Here is a 20,353-nt window from a genome sequence, read left to right on the forward strand (position 1 = left end):
ACTCATTTAAGCGAAAACAGCGAGCACCGGCTCGCTGTTTTTGTTTTTAACCCTCTACCCTAGTATTGGTCGATGTTACATGTGCCATGTTGGTGCTATTAAGCTCAACATTACAAGAACGCCGACTATGTGTCCTTTCAAGTTTAATTGAACTCGACATGGATATAGCGATCATTAGAACGACGATAATAGCGGTCGTCCACTTTTAGATAAGTGAAATCTCCAATCTTTATGTAGGTACTATTCCGAGGAATTCGGTCATGGTAATAGTAACTGCGCCTTGGTCGTCGGGTCTCCACATAAATAACGTCACGATGTTTGTGTTTATGTTTATGCTTGTGCTTGCGCTTGTGTTTATGATGGTGGTGATGTGCATGATGGTGATCGTACCGATGTCCATGCTTATGCTTCGGGTCAGCCACCGCTTCTGTACTCAACACACCTAAAGACAACATAACGCCAACCATGGCAAAAGATAATTGCTTTGACACAACAGAGCCTCTTATTCATATCAACATCGATATAATAGAAGGGTGAATCACTGTACATGTCAGCCTTTCGCTAAGGAGTTTTACTAAAAAGTCAGCGCTAACCGTGATTATCAGAGAAACGTCAAACATCACAAATGCTGATGACTTTGAGTGGCCTGGGTTCGGCTATGAATACAAAAAAGCCGCCCGTTTGACTACGAGCGGCTCAGTTTTTAAATAAGCTAGCGTGATTTTATACTGCTTGGGCAAACAGCAAGAAACAGCCGAATAGGAAGATCATGCTCATTCCCATTGCGCCGCCACCAGCTTCATAAATATTGTCATCTTCTACCGGCACTTGGCGCACTTTCATGGTCATTGATAATGGGACAAAGACCGCGAGAAACACGAGAATAATCCCCGCGTAGCTGAGAATAGCTAGGAAGTGTTCTGGCGCAAATACAGCACCTAATAGTGGTAGCACAAAAGTAGTAACAAAAATCACTGGCTTACTTGCTTTCAGTAGGTCTGCATTTTGATCGTATAGCGCCATTGCAACACCTAAGAACGACGTTAGTAGTGCCAAACCAGTAAACATGGATAGGATGAACTCTAAGCCCTCGTATTGCTGACCTAGTACCGATATCAACTCTGTTACGTTGGAGTATTGAACAAGCTCATGAGGTGGTAGGTTGCCGACAACCGCTAACAACCATAATAGGTAACAAACAAGCGGAATAGTTGAGCCCACGATAATCATATTACGCAGCTGTGTTTTACTCGCTTCTTTGTTGTAAGTTACAAGCGATGGGATCACGACCATAAAACCGAAACTGGTGAAAAGCACCGAACTGGTTTTGATAAGTGCCATTTTATCGTCGCTCACAACCTCATCAAGTCCTTCAAACGAGACGCTTGGTGCAAGCGCAAAAAGTGTCAGGATCAGCGCTACGATCATGCCTAGGAACAAACCGCGATTCAGCTTATCTACTACCCCTGTACCTGCCGAAACAATGATACCAACTAAAAGAGTAAAACCGACTTGGCTTGAGATCGTAGATGTTGGAAGCCCAATTGAGGCTGTTACTTTTTGTACCAGATCACCCGCACCAATGATGTAAGCCATTAATAGACAAACTAACAGGGCGTAAAGCAAGCTGTTGGTTACCAACTGACCTCCTTTACCAAGCGTTTCGCGAGCAATTGCATTCATGCTCACACCACCACCTACTTTGCAACTGGCTTCAAGAAGGAGCAGCGCAGCATAAGTCGTTCCAGCCCAGATGAACAACATAAGAAGAGTGCCCCAAAGGAGGCCAAATTGAGCAAGCACCATTGGTATAGCAAGCATACCAGCGCCAAGAGCAGTACCTGCAACGATCAGGGAGCTGCCGACAAGTTTTAGGTTCACGGTTAATACCTCTAAATTCAATCCGTTAATTTCTCGCCAGTTGTGCTTTATCTAAAGCACACAACAAAACGCTCCGACTTAGTCAAAATTTGGTTACAAGAGCACTATGTTACAAGAGCCCTGTATGGCTAAGAAAACATGCAACAAAAGGTGGTTAATCATTTGCACATGAACACTTGAGAGTCATTTTTGGCGATGTCATCGTTGATGAAATGTGCGCAACTTTGGGTTCGAAGCAAAATTGTTCATCTTAATTCATCAACCCCATTCGTTATGAATGGATTTGGTTCGAAAAGATTGTAAGGCATAAGCAGGACGATTGAAAAGCAAAAGGTCAATCTTATAGCGATATATTTTAACAACTCTTATCTTTTACCTAAGATGTGTTGTTTTTTTCGTCACTAATTAGTCTTTTATCGCTTAAAGAGAAGGAAGAACGTGCTCAATGGCTCAATTTGGCTGGGTGTACAGATTAATTTACAGTTTAAGTGAAGGTGTTAGATTCCAAGGACGTAGCCTAGATCGGACAATATCGCTATTATTCGCTGCGTACCGACACTGTTTGGTTCACATACCTCTAAACACTGATTTACGGTTCGAAAATATAGGTAAATGAGTGTCCGAATGCTGGGTGTGGTTCCCCAGCATTTGCATCCTTTCTTTTAGATGTCATCAATTGATCGAAATTGCATAAATCTTGTATCGCCCGACTTTACGACTGTGTTAATACGCTTTATCTAGCGCGCCAATGATATAAGTTAACACTGGAATACCCATATCGGCGACCTGCTTCTCAGTCTCACTCATATTTTCATGCGCCATCCGCAGCTCTACTTCACTTATCGATTCTTTGTGAAGGTAAAGCTCTTTGTAGTTCATCAATCGCTGTTGTGACTGTTGAATCAGTGTCACAACATTCTCTTTAGTCTCACGATGTTGCTGATCAATTTCACTAAATAAATGATCTAAAATGCGTTGCATTTTGCGAATAGAAGCTTTCGTTTCTATTGATTTGTATGATTGATACTTTTCCATTGAGTTAATAACTGACTAAAATATTTACGTTTTTATAAGACAGTTATTTTTATACTGATTGCAAAGCAGGTAAATATGTGGTGGTTAAACTGGTCCACTTCTTGCTCCGTTTAGGTCAAAACTGTCCTTTCAGGAGAGCACATGCAGGTAGACCCAATAATTCAAGCACTGATCGCAAGACGAAAATCGAATGGCCTCTCCCGTGAGCAAATGGCAAACATCGCTGGAATGAGCGTAAAAACATATCAAAGGATCGAGCGCGGAGAGTCCGATCTTAAACTCTCACAATATCGTGCCATATTGCGTTCGCTTCATTTGACTGACCTAGATATTGCTTTAGATGTACGTGATGTTCAGCATGTCACAGCAAATGACTTAACGGCCGTAGCGCGATTGCTCTCACCGGAAGCTCAGTCCCTGCTCGTTCGCCTGTTATCGTTAATCCTTGAACAAAAGAACAAGAAAGGTGATTAACCACATTACTCATACTCAAACGATGAATGCCCTGTTGAGCGTTGAAACATGAACCGTTTAGACAAAAAAAAACTCGTCAAATGACGAGTTTTATTCTTTATATCAGTCCGTTACTCTAGGCTTTTCAATTCCGATGTATCAACGCCTTTTATTGCATCTTTCGCCACTTTATCAGGATCAAAGACATCACGTTCTTCATATGAATTATCAATCATGCCTTGTCCTATCGCGGTCGCCTGCTTTTGTAACTTGTTACCCTCTACCTCACCAGCATCCCAGCCTTGTCGATAATCTGAGTCGGTTTGATACCTTGTTTCGTCCTTAATATAGTGTTCAAAATCATTCCCTGCCTCTTGCATACCACTATGCCGACCGTCATGAAAGCCTTGGATATAAGCTTCATCATAACCGCTCTCTTTTAACGCGCTGTCACTCGTACCACAGCCTGAGAGGAGAACAAAAAATAGCGAAACGAATACCTTATGAAACATATTTAGGCCTCAAAGCTTTCAAATAAATTAATCATAGTTCGCGATTTCAACTTCTGCTTACTTCAGGCTATTAGATAGCATTGTGACTCGACGAAGCCTGTGAACTTGAGTCCCTACAGTGAGTACAAAGCTGGACAAAGCATCACACCTACTGATAAACATTATACTCAACGCGCGTTTAATACTTCCATCGCAAGTGCTTCATCATCTTGCTCAGCCAAACCGCTAATGCCAATTGCACCGACGATTTTCCCCTCTTGTTCTATAGGCACACCACCCATAAAGCCTGTGATCTTCGGGTCAGTCCAATAACTCAACTGCTTACCCGTCTCACGAGCCCAAGCACCCAGATTGCCGCTAGGCTGACGGTCTCTAGCCGAGGTGTAAGCTTTGTTCTGGGCCAACAAACCTGCTTGCAGACTCACATCATCCATTCGGGCAAAACCGAGCAATTCTCCATGTGTATCAACCACGGCAACCGCAATGTTTTGCTTGCGAGCAGTCGCAATTTCCAATGCCGTTTGAATCAGAGTTTGAACTTGTACGTATTTCATTTTTCTCTCCTACGGGATCTCATGACCAAGGGTTTTCTCGAGCAAGCCATACCAATGGCTGCGCGACAGCGTGACGTTTTCCACTTGAGCACAAGCGCGAATACGTTGTGGGTTTGCAGTACCAATAACAGGCTGAATTTGGTTTGGATGACGCGTCAGGAAGGCTAAAACAATCGCCTCAGACGACACGCCATATTCAGCTGCCAGCGCCATCACCATCTCCGCCGTCTGTCTGGTGTTGTGATCATCAGAATGTAAGCCACGCTCTGAGAATCTTCCTTGCGCCATACTGCCCCACGCTTGCAGTTGGATATTGTGCTTACGGGCATGTTCCAGTGTTCCTGCAACGTAATCAGATGCCGACGAAGGAAGCCCCATGCCTTGCTTGATGAAGTCAGACTTAGCCAGACTCATTTCCAACTGGTTCGCCACGATAACTTCACCCGTAGCTTGTTGGAGAAGATCAATTTGAGCACTGTTCATGTTAGAGACACCAAAGTGGTTAACTTTGCCAGCTTGTTTCAGTGCTTGGAGCGCTGTGCCCAGTTCTTCAAATTCAACCAAAGGATCCGGGCGATGCAGCATCAAAACATCAAGGTTTTCCACGCCAAGGCGTTCAAGAATGCTCTCAACAGAAGCCGTCACCCATTTAGCAGAGAAGTCATACTGCTTCACACCTTGCTCATCTCCTAGACGGATGCTGCACTTGGATTGCAGATAAATTCGTTCTCGTAACGTTGAGTCATTGGCTAAGATGCGCCCAAATACTTCTTCTGCCTTACCGAATTTGTAGATATCCGCATGATCAAAGAGATTAATGCCTACCTCTAATGCTGCCTCTACAGCGGCATAAGCTTGGTTTTCATCTTGGGCGGTTAATGGGTTGCGATTCCACTCCCCTCCAAGCCCCATGCAGCCGAAGACCAAGCGGCTAACGTTAGGTAAGGTTTTGGCGAGCGGTAGTGTTGGGTTGTTCATCGTTGTTCTCACTTTTCCGATTTCTGCATTTTCAATTTCTGAAATTAACTCGAACCATCTTACCGTTCGTAAAAATTAGTTTAATACCGTAAAATCGAATTCATTATCCTCGTTAGCGAACAATCGAGATGACAGATTACAAAAGAATTGAAAAACTGATGCTGTTTGCCGAAGTGGCTCAAACACTCAACTTTTCTAGGGCAGCGGAGCAACTTGGCATTTCTAAAAGTTACCTGTCAGAACAAGTCAAGCGATTGGAATCGGAACTCGCTACGCCTTTGATTGTTCGAACTACACGCAGCGTGAGATTGACGGCAGAAGGTGAATCGATCTTTGCGCAAGCGGAAGATCTCAAACGACGCGTAATGGAAATGGAAAAGAGTTTAAGTCAGCAATCTGAGCAAATAGACGGCCTGATTCGGCTTACCGCTCCCAAGATGTTTGCTGAAGCGGTACTGCATGATTTATGTGTGGCGTTTCGCGCTCTACATCCAAACGTAGAGTTCGATATCCTTTCTAGCTATCAAGCGTTTAATCTGACGGAAACCAGCGTCGACTTTGCGTTTCGAGCGACAAGAACGCCGCCAGAGAATATGATTGCTCATCACCTTTTGGACTACTACCACTGGCTGGTTGCCTCTACTGAGTATCTGCAAGAACAAGGCACGCCGGAGACATTAGGTGATTTAAAAAGCCATCAATGCTTAACCACGTTGCATCAAAAAGAATGGCCTTTAAAAACGGGAACGGTTCAAACCCAAGGTTGGCTTTCAAGCAATGAAAACCGCCTACTCAAAGAATCGGCCCTGTCCGGCAATGGCATCGCTCGATTAGCAAGTTACTTTGTCGAGCAAGACGTTGATAATGGCCGACTAGTGCAGGTTCTATCGGAAGAAACGGACCACCAGCACAACGCAGTGTACTTGGTGTATCCGCAACTTATCTATCAATCGGCGAAAACCAAAGCCTTCATTGAATTCGTGAAGCAGCACTTTGCTAAATAACTAAGGCAGTTAATCCGCTGACCACACCGAGCGAATATCTGGCCAACCCCAGTTAGTTAAAGCGACGTCTTCTAACACACCTTGGAAGCGCAAAGTTTGTGTATGGTGGAACATAGGTGCAATCCAATACTCGCTGATCAACGTCGATGCAATTGGCTCCAATGCATTAAGGTACTCCTCAAGTGGAACGAAAGATCTGACTCTCTGTAGTTGTTCATCTAACCATTGTGCGTTCTTTTCTCCCAAAGTGTGGAATAGCACAGCGTTGCTGAAGAAGTTCGTGAACGCTGAGGCATGACGATTATCATCTAGGTTTATGTTCGTTACGACCATTGTCTCATTTAGCTCACCGTTCTTAGCCTTCTCGTTCAGCTCACGGTAGGAATACATAACAATTTCTACTTTACTGCCAACACTCGCCAAACGATTAGAAATAGCCCGCGCACAGCGACGCAATGCGGTATAGTTATATCCTGCTATCGTAATGTGTTTAGGTAACTTAAGCGGCTCACTGAACGGACGGAGCACTGGCTTCCAACCTGGTAGCAGGTTATAAGCGGGTATACTCCCAAACACAATATTCTCGCGGCGCATCACTTCGGCCAAGTGCTCAGGTTGAATTAGCTCACTAATATAACGGCGCTGCGCTAAAGAGAGTTTGTGCTTAGCGTGCTGATTAAATAAGGTGAATAAGCAACCATCTTCTATTCGGCTACGCTTGCTCGCCGATGAGTTTTCTCGGTTTTGCGTCGACATATAGTGTCCACACAAATCCTCCTCGGGCGAAGCATCCCTTTGCAACGTATTTGCTGCCAATGACGGGTTCTCCATTTGCTCGTCATTAACAATCCAGATAGTCACCAAATCCGTTAGAACTCTACATGCGTAGTAACCATTAAATGCTTGCAGTTTTAAACGACTTTCATTGTGCTCGACAACAGAGAATGGGCCACTTCCGACCACCAGCTTGTTATTCGCTACGTTAACTTGGCTTACTGGTTGAATGCCGTATTTCACCCCAGAAATAAGTCCAGCAAAGCCCAAGTCAGCTCGATTAAGCTTAAAAACAACTTTCAATGGCGTTGGCGCAGTGATGTTAGCGACATGTGCCAATTCTTTTTCGTAATACTGTAGTGAACTCAATTTTGCAAACAAGCTAACCACTGTTTCTGCATCAATGGAATTACCATTATGAAAAGTCAGACCTGGACGAAGGTAGAAAGTCCATTCGTAGGTGTCTTCGTCATAACGCCAGTGATGTGCGAGTTCTGGTTGCACTTTCCCATTGTGATCACTCGAAACTAAGCAACAATAGATTTGCCTTAATAAGAAACGTTCGCTGCTACGCTGAAGTTGATGTGGAACGACGCGCTCAAACATTCGCTTATAGGTTAATTGAATATTGAGCTGTCCTTCTTGAACAGAAGCACCAGACGTTGTTTTTAACAAACGGCCAAATGCCATTTCGTCTTCATCTAATATCGCCAGTGCTTTTTCATACTTGCCTAACTTGATACGTTCAAGAGCCAAGCTCTCTTTTAAAACGTCTAACTCCATATTCAGAATAAGAGTCGATCGTTGGTTCCGCCCAGCTTTCGGGTGCCAGCTCAACCACGCCTTCTGCTGCATCTGCGTTAGCAGGCTACGAGCATGCCGAGAAGAAGTGAACATGATGTCGGCAATGTCCTGTAACGTGGTTTTTGTTTCATCACCAACGCTAAACGAGAGTAATCGTTGGTAATAGCGAAACAAATTGAGATCAGACACTGAATCAACCTTAGATCTGTGAAGTTTGTGGATAGGAATAGTTTACTTAAGTTGGCGGTAATAAAATAAGAAAACTTCCTAATTATCTGTTCCCCTTTTCCACAATTAACCTCCAAATTCGGCTTTAAAGCCCCATATATTTACGTTATTAGGAAAAAAGCCAACAAAAGCACTCTCTTTTTTATATCCCCTTTTATACACATAATTTACTCGTCAGCGTAAAGGAGGAAGAAATGAAGAAGCCAATGATGGCGTACTTTTTTCAGCAACGCCTAGCTCAATCGAGTAATAAAATAGAAGTGATGACTCTGGTTTATCTTAACGATATGTTCCAGTGGTCATAGCCTAACCTCAAGCAGAACTTAGCTCCTGATACTACACCCCCACTTCGTTGTATCTTAAGTTCTGCTTTTTCATCTTTTGCACTCTACTACCTTATTGCAGGTTACTAAAAGTTAACTAGTTGAAACACAGCAAAACAGAGTCTACATTGAAGTCTCATCCCCCAATCGCTTTGTTGAGAAAGGGGCATTCATGGATATACACCACCAATTCGGGAGTCAATATGGCAACTTCAGTGAAACTTAAAGCGGGCGACAGCTTCCCTCATCTTCAAGCCACTTTGCTAGATGGTTCAAGCGTAACGTTGGGTCAGCCGCAAGGTGATGCGACTTGGCAAGCAGTATTCGTTTATCGTGGTAAACACTGCCCTCTTTGTACTAAGTACCTCAACGAGCTTGAGAGTTACAAACAGGCTTTCGCTGATGCTGGCGTCGATATTCTTGCCGTTTCTGGCGATTCAAAAGCACAGCTAGAGGGGCATCTAGAGAAACTCGAAATCAGCTTCCCTATCGCTTACGGCCTGACCGAAGAACAAATGAAAACGCTAGGCTTGTATGTATCTATTCCTCGATCTGAACAGGAAACCGATCATAATTTCGCAGAACCAGGTCTGTTTGTGGTGAATGAACACGGCGACTTACACGTGGTGGATATTTCAAACAACCCGTTTGTTCGCCCTGAGCTTGGCGCGCTATCACGCGGATTGGCATGGATTCGCGATCCAAACAATAACTACCCTATCCGTGGCACATTGGATTACTAATATCTTCTACACCCAAGTAAACTTTCTATCCTTAAATAAGCTAAGATTCTTGCCTTAGTGAGAATAACTTGGAATGCATATCAGATCCGTGAGATCTGATATGTATCAACAAGTTGGAAATAGAGTCCTTGTTCATTATACAACGCCTTGATGAAAAACAAGATCAGTGAAGCCCAGGCTCCCCTCAAACAACGTTAGTTATTTACTTCTAAGTCACTTTCGCGATAAATACATGAAATTAAGACTAAAAACTTAGACTTAACGGATATATAAATCATAACGGTACCTACACAAGTAGTTGGCTAGCGATTATTATCCTATTGCAACTCACAATTGTGCAAATCTAATAATTCATACCATAAATGAAAACATAGATACCGTAAGAGACAAAATAAAAGCAAACGATTAAATTACCAATAAAACACCGTTCAATTAAAATAAAAAACATTTCACTTTATAAAAATGTAATTAATCGTTATTTGCAATCACACATCTTAATTGAGAAATACAGTATGAATAAAATCTCTTTGCTTTATATGGCCGTTTGTATCGGATTAGTTGGATGCGGTTCAGGAGGAAGCGACAACGATCCAGCAAAAGATATACATCCCACCATTTCAAATCCGGAACAAGTCAACGCAATGACGGTGGACAAAGGTCATTTCTATTGTTCTGTAAACCAACAAAAACTGGAACACGGAGGGACATCTGCAACTATGTCCTACCTGATTGAAAAGAAAAGAAATTCTACGGTTGTCGACGATTATGAATGTACCGAATACGGTTTAAAGAAAGGTGAGTCAATTATCGTCACTAAAAGTGCAATTGAAAACTTTTCATACTCAAAACATTATAAAAGCACGAAGAAGAATGACATTAATAGGTTTAAAATCATCTACCCTACAGGGCTTACGACTCCGATTAATAAAGATTATGAAAAAATTACGATCACGTATAATACGGAGAGACCTGACGTTAACATTAAGATAATTCAATATTTTGACGAAAAGTCTAAATTATATACCATCAAAAAATATGAAAGCCACGTTAACGACAACTCACCAATAGGTTTAGTTGAGAAAGAGGAATTCGATAAATATTCCGATTTTGAAAAGAAACTGGAATTAAATAGTGCTTTTTTAAATTCAACTGAAGTGAGTGATTTATTCTACAACTTATTAAGCATGATAAAATAATAACTAAAAATCAAAAAGTTAAAAAGTACGATTATGCTCAAGTAGCTTCGATATGCCTGACTAGAAAGAGTACGTTGTTTTACGAAACAAATTACGATTTGAATAAAGCACATCTAAGTTACTTGGGTATAAACGGCGATGTATTGTTAATCAGCTTTCAAAAGAGAGTGACGTTTGCGATTAACTACTTTGGTCTTAACGAAGCTCAATTTGATGCTTTTCAGACCAAATTCGCAAATCATCAAGAATCTTAAGTGCGGTACGGCCGAACTCTGTTAGCTCATAGCTGACTGCAATTGGGCGATCGCTGATCACTTTGCGTACCACCATACCTTCCGCTTCTAGCTCTTTGAGGCGCTGGTCGATCATCTTTTTGCTTGCGCCGCCTAGCATGCGTGCTAAGTCATTGAAACGAACTGGGCCGTCTTTCAAATGAAAAATCAAAGAGCCTTTCCATTTACCACCAATTAGACGCATCCCTTTCTCGATAGCACATGGCTCCGCACATACGTTCGCCACTGACTTACGACCTTTGCTATCTACACTGATTCTGCTTTCCACAATACACCTCAAGATACGCACCTAATCTAGGTAACGAAAAGTAAGCTAGATACATTTAGTGCTTTAGAGTAATAAAAACGTCACCTCGCCGCAAACAAGTAAATTACCACCTTCTAAAGAAGGTGGCTTTGTGTGAGCCCCCTAAAAGGGGGCCTTTGTTTAGTCCAGCGCCAATTGCTGCTGCTCTACTCGCTCTTGCTTCTCTTGATGTCTTACATATCGGCGTATTATTTCTTCATTGATTCCAACACTATCGACAAAATAGCCTCTTTGCCAAAAGTGATTACCCCAAAGCCTGTTCTTCCTAAGGTGAGGAAACTTGCTAAATAGCTTTAAGGCTATTTTGCCTTTCAATACCCCCATCAACTTGGATATCGAAAGCTTTGGTGGGACCTTTACAACTAAATGTACGTGGTCAACTTGTACGTTTAGCTCTACGACTTCACATCCAAGTTGATTACAGTAAACATAAATACATCGATAAACTTCTTTACCTATATTGTTCTTCAAGATCCTAAATCGATACTTTGGCGTCCACACTATATGGTATTGACAACGCCAAAATACGTGGGAAGCTTGATTGTATCTACTCATGTTATTTGTCCTCTTTGACTTCTGGAAAAATCAAAGACGCATTTAGCATGAGTAGTTTTACAGGCAAAGCCGAAACGGATGATAACCACCTACTGAAGTAGGTGGTTTAGGGCTGAAAATAAAAATGGACCGCATGCAGCAGTCCATCTCAATTCATCATTCAGTTCGCACTATGTTTCTAAAAGGATTAGAAGTTTTCGTTAATGTGCGCTTCGAAACGAACAAAATCGTTTTCGATATCTGCGTTCTTCATCACGTCGTAACAAGCGAATGTAGGCAGTGCTGACATACCAAAGAAGCGGAAGTTAGCGTGCATGTGGAACATCAAATCGTCCACGCCTTTACCTTGGAATAGGTATTCGTTCTCATCATCAAACGATTCTTCTGGCGCGTTGAATGTCAGTGACAGCATGTATTTGCTGTTGGTTTGAGTGCCGCCTGTACCATAGTTTTTCTTTGGTTCTTCTGCGCTACGGCCATCGAATGCACACAGTGCGCCGCCCATACCCGCAGTAAACACGTCGTCCATGTATTTTTTGAATGACCAAGGCACAGACATCCAGTTGATTGGGCTTTGGATGATCACGCGATCAGCCCATTCAAAGTGTGCGAGTTGCTCATCTACGTTGATCTCATCTTGCATTGTCACAACGCGAACCTCATGGCCTTTTGCTTGCAGAAGCGTCTGTGCTTTGTCGACAAGAGAAGCGTTTAGACGACCTTCTGAGTATGGTGATGGTTCGTGTGCATTGATGATCAGTACGTTGCTCATGGGATTACCTTTAAATAAGTTCACAAGATGACGCAATAACCATTGTGCGTCGGATGTGGTTTATTATGGTAACCTAGAAATATAGTGCAATTAGTTAACTTTTAGTAACCTACTTGAATTTTGATTATATTACTGTTTTTAAAAGAGATATTTTTTCAACTTTTTATTCATCGTTATTTCCCGATTAATTTTTTCATCGATTTGTTGCATCTTCCACAGAGCAGGCGTACACTTTATCGCAATTCGACGATTAACTATTAAGGCCAGCGAATGAGTGATAAGTGCAACGACACGTGCGAAGTTGTTTTTCAGACAACACAACAACAGCTCGAGAAAGAACAAACTCTAGCAGCACAAGCAAAAGCTTTGTCACATCCAGCACGTTTGCGCATTCTGCATATCCTGCACACTCTCGATACCATGGGCGGTTGTTTGAACAGTGATTTGGTTTCTGAACTCGGTCTTGCGCAATCTACTGTTTCCGAGCACTTGCGTATTCTAAAGCAAGCTGGCTTTATCAGCGCCGAGCCAAACCCACCTAAGGTGTGTTACCGCATTCAACGCGACGCGTTTGATCAGTTCAATCTAGGATTTTCCAAGTTATTTGATTAATTCCCTTTGCACGCTGGTCAGGCGTGCACAGATAAACTATACCTTTAACTATCGCCTTTCGACGATAAACGAATAAGAGAACACTATGACTACTCAAGTTTTAAATAGTGCCAGCGACAAAATGAGCTTCTTGGACCGTTACCTAACGGTGTGGATTTTTGTTGCAATGGCAATCGGTGTAGGTATTGGCGCAGCATTCCCTCAAGTTGCTGAGTGGAACGAGTCAATGTCAGTTGGTAGCACAAACGTACCGCTAGCGATTGGTTTGATTTTGATGATGTACCCGCCACTCGCAAAGGTGAACTACAACCTGCTAGGTACAGTGACGAAAGATAAAAAAGCGATCACGCTGTCTTTGGTCATGAACTGGATTGTCGGCCCTATTTTGATGTTCATCCTTGCATTGACTTTCCTAGGTGATCATCCGGGTTACATGGTTGGTATCATTTTGATCGGTCTTGCTCGTTGTATTGCGATGGTGCTTGTATGGAACGATATCGGTGGCGGTAACAAAGAATACGGCGCAGCCCTAGTTGCACTAAACAGCGCTTTCCAAATCGTGACTTACAGTGTGATGGCATGGTTGTTCATCACTGTGTTGCCACCAGTCTTTGGTTACGAAGGTTTCGTGGTTGATATCTCGATGATGGACATCGCGGAAAGTGTTCTGATTTACCTTGGTATTCCATTCCTAGCGGGCTTCCTAAGCCGCAAATGGCTGGTCGCTGCGAAAGGTGAACAATGGTACAACGACGTGTTCATCCCACGCATTTCACCAATTACGCTTATCGCCCTGCTTGCGACCATCGTACTGATGTTCAGCTTGAAAGGTGAAATGATTCTTGAACTGCCAATGGATGTATTCCGTGTAGCAATTCCAATGGCTATCTACTTTGTGTTGATGTTCTTTGTCAGCTTCTTCGTTGGTAAGAAAATGGGCATCGACTACGACAAAAATGCATCGATTGCTTTCACGGCAACAGGCAACAACTTTGAATTGGCAATTGCGGTTTCTATCGCGGTGTTTGGCCTAAACTCAGACCAAGCTTTTGCTGGTGTCATTGGCCCGCTGATCGAAGTGCCTGTGTTGATTGCTTTGGTGAATGTAGCATTGCGAATGAAAGCCAAATATTATGGCTAACCTAAAAAGCACAAAAAATACAAAAGCGGTAAAACATTAACTCACTACCGTTTTAATATACTCGCTGGGCGTTAGGCCGAACTTACTTTTAAAGCGTTGGCTAAAACGCCCCTCTGACTGATAACCACACAACTGTGCGAGCATAGCAACGTTATACGAGCCATTTTGCATCAAGTAAAGTGCGTGATTTAAGCGCACTTCCGCCAATACTTCACGATACTGGGTACCTTCTTGTTTCAGTTTGCGTATCAATGTTGCTCGGCTCATAGCAAAGTGCCCCGCGACCATGTCTAATGGATGCTCCTCCCCTGGAGAGCGCGATAAGTAACGACTAAGTTTCTGACTAAAAGAGATATGTGAACTCGAGAACAACCGATGCAATAACCCTCTCTCAGCTAGCTGCTGATATAGGCCCATAATCCAATAGCGTTGTGTCGCTTCACTTAAGCTTTCCCGCTCAAACGAAAACAAAGCATTTAACGTCGCTTTCAATGCTTTATCTGTCTCAACAACGGGTACATAGTTTCCTAATGCGTTGCTCATGCTTAGCTCCAACATTTCATCGCTAGGCACACAGTGAAAACTGAACATTCGAGAAAGAAATCGCCCTTGTAGAGGAAGGTTTTCAAAATTTAGGGATGCATTTGCTTCACAAAGCATGATATTTGGATCATGGATGTCGAGTACTTCATCTTTCCAGAAAAGATGTTTACTCCCCTTAACAATCTGAATAAGGCTTGGGGAGTGAATCCTGACATTACGAAGCTTCTGCTGCTGCTCCGCACGAAACAGCGTAACCTGATATTGGTGACCCATTCTCTCCCCTTATATTCAATTATCGCGTGTAAGTCGTGGTTAATGTCGCTTTACCCAAAGCAACACTATTCAAAGTAAACCCTACAATGGCTGGAGGCGTGTTTTCAGCCAAATTCAGTTCTTCAGTTGGCAATGACCACACCGTAAACTGGTAACGATGCATCCCATCATTCTTTGGAGGACACGCGCCGCCGAACCCCGTTGTGCCGTAGTCAATACGAGATTCTTTGCCGCCTAACTTGTTCATATCAATGCCTCGAGGCAGCTCGCTAACGGTGGATGGAATATTAAACGCTATCCAATGCCAAAAACCACTGCCTGTTGGCGCATCGGGGTCATACACGGTGATCGCAAAACTTTTTGTGCCCTTTGGAGCTTCTTTCCACATCAATTGTGGTGATTGATTCCCGCCATCACATCCCCAACCAGAGTATTCAAATGTCTTCGCCATCGGGTGGCCTTCTTGAATATCTCTACTCACGAGTTCAAATGCATGGGCAGAACCGACCGCAAAAACACTCAATGCCAAAACTGATTTGTAGATCGCTTTCATGTTTTTCTTCCTTTCAATGAATTCAACACTAGTGTAAGTACCCAGCAGTCCGAACCCTTGTCAGTAAGTATCAAAAAACACAAAATAATCTATAATTTTGACACTTTAAGATTCTAACACAAATTTCTTACTCTCTTAATTGCACTTGGTTTATGCTAATTAATCGCTCACGGAACAAGGAAGGAAAATGGAATTGGATATCTACGTGGTGGACGCCTTCACCGATACGCAATTCAAAGGCAACTCAGCAGCGGTGATACCATTAGAGGAATGGCTAGCCCCAGAATTGATGCAAAATATCGCGACAGAAAACAACTTATCAGAGACGGCTTTCCTAAAGTCCATTGGCGCAAACCAATATGAGATTCGTTGGTTCTCTCCGATTACTGAAATCGATTTCTGTGGACACGCAACACTGGCCTCTTCGTTAGTTCTGTTTGATGAGTTTGGCATTAATGGCACGATTGAATTTCATACTCTGGAAGTAGGGACCCTCACCGTAGAGAAGAATGCGCAAGGTAAGATCGAGATGACGTTCCCTGCTCGTCCTCCAAAAGCCGTTTCTGATATTCCCTCGGCATTGATTGAAGGCCTAAGTTGCGATGTGGAACGCGTACTGCTTAGCCCTCAAGCGTATTTCGTGGTGGTCGGCAACCAGCAGGAGGTACTTGAGGTTCAATACCGTTCAGAGCACCTCAAGACACTCGCTCCTTACGATGTGGTCGTTACCGCAAAAGGCGATCAACAAGACTTTGTATCTCGTTACTTTTGGCCTGCAAATGGTGGTGACGAAGACCCCGTAACTGGCTCGATTCACGCTGGGTTAGCACCGTTCTGGGCAGAAGCGTTAGGCAAAACATCACTGGTCGCTTACCAAGCTTCTCAGCGCGGAGGCATTTTGCACTGTGAAGTTACTGGCGAACAAGTAAGAGTATCTGGCGACGGCGTGCTCTACATGAAAGGCAAGATTTTTGTTTAAATGATTTTCATGTAATCAACTTAAAAGAGCCAAGTAAAGCACGGCTTCCGCAGGATCAAGCCAGCTTCAATAATTAATCAATTGATGAATATTGAAGGAATTAACTTCCTAGCCGGACAAAACTGACTCACGTTACACTGAATGCAGTCCCATACTCTTCTATAGCTTGATACGAGTTCGAGCTCACCTTCTTAGAGGAAGCGTCGCATGATGAAGCGAATCATTCTTGGCACCCTAGCCCTGACTCTTTTAACTGCCTGTTCCAAAGATGACGGACAGCAAGCCCTTGGCACATTAGAACGTGACCGCGTAACCTTCACTGCCACCTCTAGCGAGATAATTCGTGCCCTACCCATTAAGGAAGGCAGCCAAGTCACCGAAGGAGAAGTGCTGGTTCAGCTCGATACAAAGAACCAAGAAGCCGTTTTAGCTCACGCAGTTGCCGAACAAGCCAAGGCTGACGCCTATCTTTTGAAATTGACCAATGGTGAGCGACCAGAAGACATTGCCGCAGCGCAAGCACGCGTTGCCAGAGCGGAAGCTCAATTGGTTGAAGCGCAAAAGAACTACCAACGTAAAGCGGAGTTAGTCCGCAAGAAACTCATCAGCCAATCAGAAAAAGACACCGCTTTAGCAGCCAGAGATTCTGCCCGCGCTGAATTGGACTCCTCACAAGAAGAGTTCAGTAAACTGACGGCTGGCTCTCGCCCTGAAGATATTGAACAAGCGAAAGCCGCACTCATGGCTGCAAAAGCCGATGTAGCACTGCAAGAACAAAAGCTGGCAGAACTCACCATCACGGCCACGCGAGATGGCTTGTTAGATAACCTACCGTTTAACCTTGGTGAACGCGTTCCTGTTAATGGTATTGTTGCCGTAATTCAAGCCAGCCGCGTCCCATACGCTCGCGTTTATGTTCCTGCTAACTATCGAGTCGACTTTGTGCCGGGTAAAACGGTTAACGTGCATGTAGATGGCGTTGAGCAACCGTATAGCGGCACCGTTCGTTGGGTAGCAACTGAGCCTTCATTCACGCCCTATTTCGCGCTTACCGAGGAAGAACGCTCGCGTTTGATGTACCTAGCAGAAGTCGACCTACAAGACTCCGCACAATCCTTGCCTTCAGGTATCCCAGCGCAAGTGGATTTGGTGGAGTAAGCCAATGACCGAATACGCGATTCAAGCTGAAAATGTAGTGAAGAAGTTTGGTGACTTCACCGCCATCAACAACATCACGCTTAATGTGCCCAAAGGCAGTATTTATGGTTTTCTTGGCCCCAACGGCTGCGGTAAATCGACAACCATTCGTGTGTTAACAGGCCTACTCAGCCCAAGTGAGGGCAATGTTGATGTACTAGGACTCGAGATCCCAAAACAATCGGAATTGCTGCGCCTCAAGATTGGCTACATGACACAAAAGTTTTCCCTCTATGATGACCTGACGGTTCAAGAGAATCTTGAGTTTATTGGACAAATCTTTGGTATGGAAACCAAGGCCCTAAAGGCTCGCATCGAAGAACAACTAGCCACCTACGGTCTCGACCAACTGCGTAAACAGCGCGTCGGAGGAATGAGCGGCGGCCAGAAACAACGCTTGTCTCTCGCCGCAGCCACCATGCATAAACCAGAACTGTTGTTTCTCGATGAACCCACGTCTGCGGTTGACCCAGAGAACCGACGCGATTTCTGGGAGCAGTTGTTTGATCTCTCTGACCAAGGTACGACGATTTTGGTCACAACGCACTACATGGATGAAGCGGAGCGTTGCCATCGTCTGGCTATCATGGAAGCTGGGGAAATCCGCGCCGATGGTGAGCCAGAAGAACTCATGACGCAAATGGGCGTTAACATCGTCGAAGTCAAAGCGGATAACTTACGCGAGCTAAAAGAGAAAGTCATTCGACGCGAAGAAGTCCGTTCTGCCGCACAGCTCGGCATTCGCTTACGCATTTTGATCCACCAGCACATCGAACAACCGATCGAATGGTTAACCCAAACCTTTCCAGAGCTTGAGGGCTGCGAGATGAACATTGCTCGCCCGAGCTTGGAAGATGTGTTTGTCAGTGTTACGGGAGAAGGTCGCCAATGATGAAATCTATTGCCCGTATGAAAGCGGTAATGATCAAAGAGATCCGTCAGCTTTCACGTGACCGCATTACCTTTGGCATGGTCGTGATGATCCCGTTGATTCAGCTCCTGCTGTTCGGCTTTGCCATTAATACCGATATTCGCAACATTCCCGTTGGCGTCGTCGATCAAAGTGGCAGTACTGCCGGGCGCGTGATTACCGAGTCCGTCAAAGTCACACAAGTGGTCGATGTGGTCGAAACCTTCGCTACCGCATCAGAAGCCGAGCAAGCCATTCAAGACGGCTTGGTACGAGCGGCTTTGATTCTGCCTAGCGACTTAACCCAACGTATGGTGCAAGGTCGAGAACTTGGACAGTGGATTGTGGATGGTTCAGACACCATGATCAGCTCTGCGATTCTCTCGCTACAAACCATGCCGTTAACGGATTTTGATTTTGAGATACGCCCTGCCCCAACCAAAACCTTTGAAGTTGCGCTGTATTACAACCCGAGTCGGCGCTCGGCGGTGAACATTGTCCCCGGTTTATTGGGCGTGATTCTGACTATGACGATGATCTTGTTCACTAGTGCAGCCATTGTTCGTGAGCGGGAACGCGGCAATTTAGAGTTACTGATTACTACGCCAATCCACTCCATCGAACTCATGGTGGCGAAGATCATTCCCTACATCTTTGTTGGTCTGATACAGGTGTTTATCATTTTAGGCTTGGGGCACTGGATATTTGGCGTGCCAATAAACGGCGCCATTAGTCAGATACTGTTTGGCACGCTGCTGTTTATCGCCGCGAGTTTAACCTTAGGTTTGGTGATATCCACCATTGCGACGACACAGCTTCAGGCCATGCAGATGACGGTGTTTATTCTTTTGCCATCGATTCTTCTGTCCGGATTTATGTTCCCTTATGAAGGAATGCCCGTCGCGGCACAATGGATCTCAGAAGCCCTGCCTGCCACTCACTTTATGCGCATTATTCGTGGTGTGGTGTTGCGTGGTGCAGATTTAATGGAGCTATGGCGAGATACAGTCTGGTTACTTGGATTCACTGTTATCGGCCTTATTGTCGCTTCATTTCGCTTCAAAAAATCACTCGACTAATCCCACGATATTGCGTTCATTCCTTAAAAACAAAAATAGCCCCAACGAAGGGCTATTTTTTGTTGGTGTATTCATACACTGTGCTATCGAGCTCAACTCTCAGACAATATTAATAGTACTCACCGTAGGAACAATCTCGTAAATCGGAAATATTGTAGTTTTTCAAAGAGTTTATTTTAAAGTTGAACACTACCTGTTTACAGACAACGCCTTCGCGATCCGTGTACGTGATAATACCTTCACTGTACGCTCGCTGACCATCAGAGGATGTCACGTCAGCAACAAGTTCCAAATGGCCCTTATGCGCGTCTACGCGATTCATCATCTCAAACACATCTACCCACTCTTCGCGATTTGCCATTTGTATTAGCATCGATTTCGCCTGTGTTTCCAACTGCTGGGGGTATACATAATAACGGTTGTAACCAAAGTATGCGCACATAAGTAATAAAACGAGTGCAAATGAGGTTGTTCTTGTCATACAAGCTTCCTCTTGTTGTTATAAAAATCTTGCTTCGTTAATTCAGTATAGGAAGCGAGCAAAGTTTAGGTTATAGAACTTGCCCAAATAACAGGGGACAGTCAGAGACAGTCAATTCTATGACAAGCTCAACAACAAACTTTATTGCACTCTCATCATGGGCTTGAACAAAA

The 20,353-nt window shown here is 44.0% G+C and carries 23 protein-coding genes; 10 read left to right on the forward strand and 13 right to left on the reverse strand.

Annotation, left to right across the window (positions count from 1 at the left end):
• Positions 1-143: 143 nt before the first annotated feature.
• The 3 genes from N646_RS25045 to N646_RS22930 form a co-directional block, all read right to left on the reverse strand.
• A complete protein-coding gene (locus N646_RS25045; protein WP_017821612.1) occupies positions 144-491 on the reverse strand; it encodes a hypothetical protein in 348 nt (115 codons plus the stop codon).
• A gap of 232 nt (positions 492-723) precedes the next feature.
• Positions 724-1,881 (reverse strand): amino acid permease, encoded by a 1,158-nt coding sequence (locus N646_RS22925; RefSeq protein ID WP_017821614.1) that lies wholly within the window; start codon positions 1,879-1,881, stop codon positions 724-726.
• A gap of 723 nt (positions 1,882-2,604) precedes the next feature.
• Positions 2,605-2,916, reverse strand: coding sequence for a hypothetical protein (locus tag N646_RS22930; RefSeq protein WP_005375472.1), 312 nt, complete (start codon positions 2,914-2,916; stop codon positions 2,605-2,607).
• Between the two features lie 141 nt (positions 2,917-3,057).
• Here N646_RS22930 and N646_RS22935 point away from each other — a divergent pair, with 141 nt between their 5' ends.
• On the forward strand, positions 3,058-3,390 hold the full coding sequence (locus N646_RS22935; RefSeq protein WP_005375470.1) for a helix-turn-helix transcriptional regulator: 333 nt from the start codon (positions 3,058-3,060) through the stop codon (positions 3,388-3,390).
• 110 nt (positions 3,391-3,500) lie between these two features.
• Here N646_RS22935 and N646_RS22940 read toward each other — a convergent pair whose 3' ends face one another.
• The 3 genes from N646_RS22940 to N646_RS22950 all read right to left on the reverse strand — a co-directional run bounded on the left by N646_RS22940 (position 3,501) and on the right by N646_RS22950 (position 5,413).
• A complete protein-coding gene (locus N646_RS22940; protein WP_005375467.1) occupies positions 3,501-3,881 on the reverse strand; it encodes a hypothetical protein in 381 nt (126 codons plus the stop codon).
• A gap of 167 nt (positions 3,882-4,048) precedes the next feature.
• Positions 4,049-4,435, reverse strand: coding sequence for a GlcG/HbpS family heme-binding protein (locus N646_RS22945; RefSeq protein WP_017821615.1), 387 nt, complete (start codon positions 4,433-4,435; stop codon positions 4,049-4,051).
• A gap of 9 nt (positions 4,436-4,444) precedes the next feature.
• Entirely contained in the window at positions 4,445-5,413 is a 969-nt protein-coding gene (locus tag N646_RS22950; protein WP_017821616.1) for an aldo/keto reductase, read from the reverse strand.
• A 128-nt stretch (positions 5,414-5,541) separates the two neighbouring features.
• Here N646_RS22950 and N646_RS22955 point away from each other — a divergent pair, with 128 nt between their 5' ends.
• Positions 5,542-6,417, forward strand: a complete 876-nt coding sequence (locus N646_RS22955; protein WP_017821617.1) for a LysR family transcriptional regulator — start codon at positions 5,542-5,544, stop codon at positions 6,415-6,417.
• Between the two features lie 9 nt (positions 6,418-6,426).
• Here the strand turns inward: N646_RS22955 and N646_RS22960 are convergent, their stop codons facing one another.
• Positions 6,427-8,184 carry an SgrR family transcriptional regulator gene (locus N646_RS22960; RefSeq protein WP_017821618.1) on the reverse strand — a complete coding sequence of 586 codons (1,758 nt, stop codon included), beginning with the start codon at positions 8,182-8,184 and terminating at the stop codon, positions 6,427-6,429.
• A gap of 565 nt (positions 8,185-8,749) precedes the next feature.
• On the opposite strand from N646_RS22960, the gene N646_RS22965 reads away from it, so the two are divergent.
• Together N646_RS22965 and N646_RS22970 are read left to right on the forward strand one after the other, a co-directional pair.
• Complete coding sequence (locus N646_RS22965) at positions 8,750-9,289, forward strand: redoxin domain-containing protein (RefSeq protein WP_005385152.1); 540 nt, start codon at positions 8,750-8,752, stop codon at positions 9,287-9,289.
• Between the two features lie 512 nt (positions 9,290-9,801).
• Positions 9,802-10,485 carry a hypothetical protein gene (locus N646_RS22970; RefSeq protein ID WP_017821619.1) on the forward strand — a complete coding sequence of 228 codons (684 nt, stop codon included), beginning with the start codon at positions 9,802-9,804 and terminating at the stop codon, positions 10,483-10,485.
• 195 nt (positions 10,486-10,680) lie between these two features.
• Here the strand turns inward: N646_RS22970 and N646_RS22975 are convergent, their stop codons facing one another.
• From N646_RS22975 to N646_RS22985, 3 genes are all read right to left on the reverse strand, one after another.
• Complete coding sequence (locus N646_RS22975) at positions 10,681-11,046, reverse strand: winged helix-turn-helix transcriptional regulator (protein WP_017821620.1); 366 nt, start codon at positions 11,044-11,046, stop codon at positions 10,681-10,683.
• A gap of 159 nt (positions 11,047-11,205) precedes the next feature.
• Positions 11,206-11,640 (reverse strand): IS200/IS605 family transposase, encoded by a 435-nt coding sequence (gene tnpA, locus N646_RS22980; RefSeq protein ID WP_017633711.1) that lies wholly within the window; start codon positions 11,638-11,640, stop codon positions 11,206-11,208.
• A gap of 187 nt (positions 11,641-11,827) precedes the next feature.
• Complete coding sequence (locus tag N646_RS22985; RefSeq protein ID WP_005375454.1) at positions 11,828-12,412, reverse strand: NAD(P)H-dependent oxidoreductase; 585 nt, start codon at positions 12,410-12,412, stop codon at positions 11,828-11,830.
• Positions 12,413-12,682: 270 nt separating this feature from the next.
• Here N646_RS22985 and N646_RS22990 point away from each other — a divergent pair, with 270 nt between their 5' ends.
• Both N646_RS22990 and arsB read left to right on the forward strand, forming a co-directional pair.
• Complete coding sequence (locus tag N646_RS22990) at positions 12,683-13,024, forward strand: ArsR/SmtB family transcription factor (protein WP_009706198.1); 342 nt, start codon at positions 12,683-12,685, stop codon at positions 13,022-13,024.
• A gap of 85 nt (positions 13,025-13,109) precedes the next feature.
• On the forward strand, positions 13,110-14,165 hold the full coding sequence (gene arsB / locus N646_RS22995) for an ACR3 family arsenite efflux transporter (RefSeq protein WP_017821510.1): 1,056 nt from the start codon (positions 13,110-13,112) through the stop codon (positions 14,163-14,165).
• 36 nt (positions 14,166-14,201) lie between these two features.
• Here arsB and N646_RS23000 read toward each other — a convergent pair whose 3' ends face one another.
• Complete coding sequence (locus tag N646_RS23000; RefSeq protein ID WP_017635229.1) at positions 14,202-14,981, reverse strand: AraC family transcriptional regulator; 780 nt, start codon at positions 14,979-14,981, stop codon at positions 14,202-14,204.
• A 19-nt stretch (positions 14,982-15,000) separates the two neighbouring features.
• Positions 15,001-15,534, reverse strand: a complete 534-nt coding sequence (locus tag N646_RS23005) for a YbhB/YbcL family Raf kinase inhibitor-like protein (RefSeq protein WP_017821511.1) — start codon at positions 15,532-15,534, stop codon at positions 15,001-15,003.
• A 187-nt stretch (positions 15,535-15,721) separates the two neighbouring features.
• On the opposite strand from N646_RS23005, the gene N646_RS23010 reads away from it, so the two are divergent.
• From N646_RS23010 to N646_RS23025, 4 genes are all read left to right on the forward strand, one after another.
• Positions 15,722-16,513: a PhzF family phenazine biosynthesis protein gene (locus N646_RS23010; RefSeq protein ID WP_017821512.1), complete on the forward strand. Its 792-nt coding sequence runs from the start codon at positions 15,722-15,724 to the stop codon at positions 16,511-16,513.
• Positions 16,514-16,720: 207 nt separating this feature from the next.
• A complete protein-coding gene (locus tag N646_RS23015) occupies positions 16,721-17,671 on the forward strand; it encodes an HlyD family secretion protein (RefSeq protein WP_017821513.1) in 951 nt (316 codons plus the stop codon).
• Between the two features lie 4 nt (positions 17,672-17,675).
• The gene (locus N646_RS23020) at positions 17,676-18,602 is read left to right on the forward strand and encodes an ABC transporter ATP-binding protein (protein WP_017635232.1); all 927 of its coding nucleotides are present in this window, start codon (positions 17,676-17,678) and stop codon (positions 18,600-18,602) included.
• On the forward strand, positions 18,602-19,699 hold the full coding sequence (locus N646_RS23025; protein WP_017635233.1) for an ABC transporter permease: 1,098 nt from the start codon (positions 18,602-18,604) through the stop codon (positions 19,697-19,699). Before N646_RS23020 ends, N646_RS23025 begins: the two co-directional genes overlap by 1 nt.
• Before the next feature lie 109 nt (positions 19,700-19,808).
• Here N646_RS23025 and N646_RS23030 read toward each other — a convergent pair whose 3' ends face one another.
• On the reverse strand, positions 19,809-20,180 hold the full coding sequence (locus tag N646_RS23030) for a hypothetical protein (RefSeq protein WP_005375433.1): 372 nt from the start codon (positions 20,178-20,180) through the stop codon (positions 19,809-19,811).
• Positions 20,181-20,353: the final 173 nt, after the last annotated feature.

It is taken from the genome of Vibrio alginolyticus NBRC 15630 = ATCC 17749, assembly GCF_000354175.2.
Taxonomy (GTDB): domain Bacteria; phylum Pseudomonadota; class Gammaproteobacteria; order Enterobacterales; family Vibrionaceae; genus Vibrio; species Vibrio alginolyticus.